At 35.1% G+C, this 6,074-nt stretch carries 6 protein-coding genes; all 6 read left to right on the top strand.

The window, feature by feature from the left end:
• The first annotated feature begins 82 nt into the window (after positions 1-82).
• The 6 genes from BAU17_RS00030 (at position 83) to BAU17_RS00005 (ending at position 5,849) form a co-directional block, all read left to right on the top strand.
• The gene (locus tag BAU17_RS00030) at positions 83-976 is read left to right on the top strand and encodes an SDR family oxidoreductase (RefSeq protein ID WP_161900777.1); all 894 of its coding nucleotides are present in this window, start codon (positions 83-85) and stop codon (positions 974-976) included.
• Between the two features lie 21 nt (positions 977-997).
• The gene (locus tag BAU17_RS00025; RefSeq protein WP_161900776.1) at positions 998-1,141 is read left to right on the top strand and encodes a hypothetical protein; all 144 of its coding nucleotides are present in this window, start codon (positions 998-1,000) and stop codon (positions 1,139-1,141) included.
• Positions 1,142-1,178: 37 nt separating this feature from the next.
• Positions 1,179-2,435 carry an ABC transporter substrate-binding protein gene (locus BAU17_RS00020; protein ID WP_161900775.1) on the top strand — a complete coding sequence of 419 codons (1,257 nt, stop codon included), beginning with the start codon at positions 1,179-1,181 and terminating at the stop codon, positions 2,433-2,435.
• A gap of 75 nt (positions 2,436-2,510) precedes the next feature.
• Positions 2,511-3,323, top strand: a complete 813-nt coding sequence (locus tag BAU17_RS00015) for a carbohydrate ABC transporter permease (RefSeq protein ID WP_237579054.1) — start codon at positions 2,511-2,513, stop codon at positions 3,321-3,323.
• A 48-nt stretch (positions 3,324-3,371) separates the two neighbouring features.
• A complete protein-coding gene (locus BAU17_RS00010; RefSeq protein ID WP_161900774.1) occupies positions 3,372-4,211 on the top strand; it encodes a carbohydrate ABC transporter permease in 840 nt (279 codons plus the stop codon).
• Between the two features lie 144 nt (positions 4,212-4,355).
• Complete coding sequence (locus BAU17_RS00005; protein WP_161900773.1) at positions 4,356-5,849, top strand: helix-turn-helix domain-containing protein; 1,494 nt, start codon at positions 4,356-4,358, stop codon at positions 5,847-5,849.
• The last annotated feature ends 225 nt before the right edge of the window (positions 5,850-6,074 follow it).

Below are 6,074 nucleotides of genomic sequence, written 5' to 3'. Positions count from 1 at the left end.
AAATTTTTATGAAAAAAATTATCAAAGAATACACTAATGTAAGAATCGAAATGAAACGAACTATTTCAAAGGAGAGATTACTATGACCGAACCAATTTTAACTGATCCACGAACACTATATTATTCTGAAAAATTTCCTCAACAAGATCAAGAAGGAATTGCCATTCAAGACAAAATGACACCTAAACCTGATTGTGGCGAAGAAAGCTATGTTGGTACAAAGCAGTTAGAAAACAGACGCGTATTAATTACCGGAGCAGATTCTGGGATTGGACGAGCGGTTGCAATTGCTTACGCCAGAGAAGGGGCAGATGTAGCGATTAATTTTTTACCCGGAGAAGAACGTGATGCCGAAGAAGTGGCAGAAATTATTCAAAAAACGGGTCGAAAAGTTGTGTTATTGCCCTATGACTTACGGGAAGAAGAAGCTGCACAGAAAATAGTAGAAGAAACGGTTCGAGAACTAGGAGGGATAGATACCTTAGTTTTAAATGCTGCGCAACAAATTGCCCAAACCGAACTGGCTGATTTAACTGTACAACAGGTGAAAGAAACCTTTGAGGTAAATATTGTTGCAATGTTTGCTATTGTAAAAGCTGCAGAACCTCACTTGCCAGCAGGTGGTGCTATTGTCACTACGACGTCTGTTCAAGCCTTTAATCCTAGTCCAACTTTAATGGATTATGCAACGACAAAAGCAGCAATTGCCAATTTTACTATTGGATTAGCTAAACAATTAATTGAAAAAGGAATTCGAGTAAATGGTGTTGCACCTGGTCCTATCTGGACACCATTGCAATTAGCTGGGGGACAGCCTAATGAAAAAATTCCTGAGTTTGGACAAGATTCATTAATGGGACGAGCAGGTCAACCTGTCGAGCTAGCACCGGTTTATGTTTTCCTTGCTTCGAATAAAGCAAGCTATGTGACAGCACAAATTTATGGGGTAACTGGTGGAGAATCCATCAACTTATAATGAAAAAGGGAGGATAAGAAGATGACAAACGATGATAAAGACAAGCAAACAACAAAGGAGTCAAAAGTTTCTACACACCCAGATCCAGTAGATCCTAAAAAAGAGAAAGAAACAAAAAAAGAACCACCTACTCAACATCCAGATCCAGATACAACTAAGAAATAAACGCATTGAAAAATTCCGAGGAAAAGAGGTCAGAGATATGAAAAAGTATCTAGGGTTTCTAGCAATAGGGTTAAGTATGGTAGCACTTAGTTTGAGTGGCTGTGGTAAACAAGCTAGCAGTGATTCGTCAAAAATCACAATGTTTGTTTCTGGGGATACCGCAGAGGGAAATGCTTATTCAAAAATGGCCAAAAAATATGAGGAAGAGACGAACATCAAAGTTGAAGTGACCGATGTTCCTTATGCTGATTTGGGGACAAAAATTAGTAAGGCCGTTCAAGCAGATGATGCGCCTGAAGTAGTGCGAGTGTCTGGTATCGAGCCTGATTGGGGCAGTTACTTGATGGATTTAAGTGATGTAGCTAAACAAGCAAAGACACTAGAATCTATGACAATTAAAGACGAAGAAGATATTGTCCGCGGGCTTCCGACTGATGTGACTGCTGTTGGTTTATTTATCAATACAGATTTATTTGATGAAGCTGGAGTTGATTATCCGACCTCAGAGGAAGATATTTGGACTTGGGATGAGTTCTTAGATAAATTAAAAACGATTCAAGAGAAGACAGACGCGCGTTATGGGATGGTGATGGATGATTCAGATCATCGTTTGAGAGCATTCACTTATCAATTTGGCGGAAAAGATTTCTTCTTGAATGAAGGAAAAGATAGCTATACGACAGACGAGGCAACGAAAGTAGCTTTACAAAAATTTATAGATTTGAATGAAGATGGTACAATGCCGAAATCTGTCTGGACTTCTGGTGAGGATGCTGCATCTATGTTCAAAAGTGGTTTAGTTCCAGCTTATTTCTCAGGTAGTTGGCAAATTACGGATTTTTCTGAGAATATTGATAGCTTCAAGTGGAAAGCAGTCTATATGCCTTATGAAGAAACCCGAGCAACAAATATGGGTGGAAATTTCTTAGCTGGTTTTGAAAATAGTAAAAACAGTGAAGAAGGCAAGAAATTTATTGAATGGTTGTATCAACCTGAAAATTACCAGCAACTTTGTACGTATGCAGGGTATCTTCCAGCAGTAGAAGATATGACTGTCAAATACGAACATGGCCAAGACGCATATGAAATCTATCAAAATGAAATTGCAGCAGCAGCCCAACCTATCAGTGGCAAACAAACGAATGACCAAGTAACAATGACATTAAAAGGGTATTCAGGTTTAACTGGTAGTTATAAAGAAAAGATGGTTCAAGTGTTAAATAAAGAAATAACATTAGATGAAATGATTGAGGCTGTAGAGAAAGATTATGACAATGGATTTTTGAAAAAATAAGGGTATCTTTAGAGAAAAATCCAATGCTTGCAAAGGCGGATTTTTCTCTTTTGAATATTTAGGGAGGGAAAACATATGAGACTGCAACGCAATACTTTTTGGCCGTTGATTTTTACAGGAACGAATATTGTCTTATTCATTCTATTCTTTCTGATTCCGGCTATTTTAGGATTATACTATTCTTTGACCGATTATAAAGGCTACGCAGAACCAAATTTTATTGGCTTAATCAATTATCAGGAACTTTTTCAAGATAAAAGTTTTTACAAAGCGCTTGGTCGGACATTTCAATATGTTGTGATTCTAGTCCCTAGTGTTTATATTATGTCACTGTCTATCGCCTTATTATTAAATAGTTCGTTAGCCAAAGGAACATTTATTGCTAAAATTATTTTTTTCTTACCTTGGACAATCTCTGGGATTATTGCGGGGGTGATTTGGAAATGGTTATTTGGAGAAAATTTTGGGTTTGTTAATTTTATTTTAGGAAAAGTTGGGATTGAACAAATCGCCTGGTTTACCAATTCGACAGCTGCTTTTTCAGTCTTAATTTTCGCAGCGATTTGGGGTGGCACCGCATTTAATATGCTTCAGTTTATTGCCGCACTAAAGAATGTCCCTCAAACATTGTATGAAGCCGCTGACATTGATGGTGCGAATTTTTGGCACAAGTTTCGATACATTACGTTGCCAGCTTTAAAGCCAACATCATTTATGGTGATACTGTTAGCTTCAATCGGAGCGATGAAAGAGTTTGCGCTCGTCCAATCTTTAACAGATGGAGGTCCTGGTACCGATAATATGTTTATCGTGCAATATATCTACATGACAGGATTTGATAAAATGCGTGTGGGTTATGCAAGTGCTGTTTCAATGGTCCTATTTTAATTTTATTATGTTTAGGATTGATTCAGTTGAAGATTGGAGGAAAGATAGATGACTAGCAAAAGACACGTAAAAGATAGAAATATAACAAGTATACTACTAACTTTTGCCTTACTTATTTTAGGTTTGATGTATCTTTTCCCATTACTGTGGTTTTTACTAAGTTCGCTAAAACCAGGAAGTGAGCTGTTCACCTATCCGCTAAAATTATTACCAAAATCAGTCACTTTTACCAATTTTTTAGATGCTTGGACGATGCTTGATTTTGTTAAATATTTTATGAATACACTTCTTTCAGCTGTTGTCACAACCATATTGACAGTTATTGCAAGTGCAACTTGTGGCTATGCTTTTGCAAAGTATAAAATGAAGTGGTTAAGTATTTTCTTCATTTGTATTCTGTCTACTACTATGTTGCCAACTGAAGTTATCATGAATCCAACATTTACTGTGATTCGAAAACTAGGACTATATGATAATCTCTTGGGAATCATTATTCCATCGATTAATACAGCGACTGGTATTCTAATGTTTCGGACTTTTTTTAGTTCAGTACCAAATGAACTGATTGAATCCGCGCGTATTGATGGTGCTTCGGATGGGAAAATTTTTCTTAGCATTATGCTTCCAATTGCCAAACCAATTATCTTTACCTTAAGTATTTTTTCTTTTCAGTGGCGCTGGAATGATTATATCTGGCCGCTAATCGTTCTGAATGATCCAAATAAATACACACTTCAAATAGCTATTCGGAGCTTAGTCGGAGCTGAAAATGTCAATTGGTCGCTGCTGATTGCCGCTTCTGTGATTTCGATTATGCCGCTTTTACTTGTTTTTTTAGCATTCCAACATTGGATTTTGGATTCGAATGCGACTAGTGGGATTAAATAAAAGTATGCTAATAGTCGAAACAACTTGAGGTATAATAAATTAATAATTTTTCATAAAAGGTATGCAAAATATAGCCATATTGCAATAGAATATATTTTGTCATTACTCTAGGAATATTTAAACAAACTAAAGGGAGGGATTAGTATGCAATCTGAGGTATTGGCAAACTTTTTTTTATCAAAATCCCAACAACAAAAGCTGAAAATCTTGAAATATTTAGAATCAGGTCGTGTGACGTTAGCACTATTAGAAGAGGAACTGGGACTTTCGACTAGACAAATCAAAGAATTTACTCTTGGTTTGATGGAAGATATTCAGGCTGATTCAATGGAGAAGCAGCCGCTTTTGGTTTGGAATAGAGGGGAAATTCAATTCGTACCAAAACTAAGTAGTAGTGAATACGTTGAATTAATGGCCGACTTCAGAAATAGATATTTAACGAACGCCAGCTTATTTCAAGCATTACTTTTTGTGCTTGAAAAAAGAACCTTTAGTATTATGATTATGGCGAGTGAACTGGCTTATAGTGAATCTTACACTTATAAACTATTTAGCAAATTGAAGGAACTTTTCCAATTTATTGATTTAGGTATTCAGTTTACCAAGAAAGATGAGACTATGATTCAACTGGTTGGCAATGAATCAACAATTCGAATTTTGCATTATTTGAGCATAGCTGTTGCTTCTAAAGGTAGTCATTGGTTATTTAAAACAATGAGTGAAAAAGAAATAATGTCTACACAAGCGTATTTAGGGTTAAACCGTTATGATAAATTATCCCCTATCGGTAAAAGCAGAGTGAATTATATAGTTGCCGTCTATGAATTAGCGCTAAAAAACGGGTTTAAATTATCTCAATTAGATGAGGAAGTGATTCAGTTAGGAGAGGTTATGGATAAGGAAATCAATCTGAATTTGTACTTAAAACATGTACAGATAAATAATAAAATAAATAGGTCTTCGCATGATGAATTTATTCATTTAACTTTTTTAGCTGATTATTTTACACAAGAATTACGTAGCGATGTTGAAAAGGAGAAACTGGGAAGGCATCTTTTTTCAATGAATACTAATCCGATTGTGAAAAATTGTAAGCAATTGTTAGCTTTGGTGACAGAAGACTACCAATTAGAATCGACATCTTATTATTTATTGCTGTATAGCTTGTGTAATCGTTTTGTAGTTATTCATTATTTCAATTTGTATAAATTCATGCCATTAGTAAAAGTTCCTCCTATTAGAGGCAAAATAAAATACTTTGTTGAATCATGTATTGAGCAGAGCTTTTCTGATTATCGAAAGGCGCCTTCGTTTGAGAAGATCAATTATAGTTTTACGCAAATTATTACGAGCTACTTAATTGTTATGCTCCCTGTAGCACAAAAAGTGTATGTCGAATTTTTTCATCGACCAGAATACAAGTTAATCATCGAAAATGCGATTAGACATAATTATACCTCTAACGTTTTAAAAATAACCGAAAATTATGACGAAGCAGATATTGTTATTTCTGATACGCACGGATACAGCAATAGCCAATACTTTTATTTTAAAGATGTATTTGATCAAGACTCATGGGAAGAATTAGGCCTCTATTTGAATCGAATGATTAGCAAAGAAATTATCGCCAGAAGTTAAAATCAAGAGAATAATATAAACGAAAAAATGTAGGTAGTCTCCAATTGAGGGACTACCTATATTTTTTTATATGATTGATTATTAACAATATAGTAGATAAATGGAATTATATGCATGGGTGATTATCCTAATTATGTTATTTTTTACGAAAGGAAAGTAATGAGGATCTAGTAAAAAAATGTATGATTAACTTATTCTTTTTTCAGTATCTATTAAATATTAATT

Origin of the sequence: Candidatus Enterococcus willemsii (assembly GCF_009933335.1) — a bacterium.
GTDB classification, from domain to species: domain Bacteria; phylum Bacillota; class Bacilli; order Lactobacillales; family Enterococcaceae; genus Enterococcus_F; species Enterococcus_F willemsii.
The sequence above is the reverse complement of the archived record's forward strand: the minus strand, read 5'-3'. Positions and strand labels throughout refer to the sequence as shown.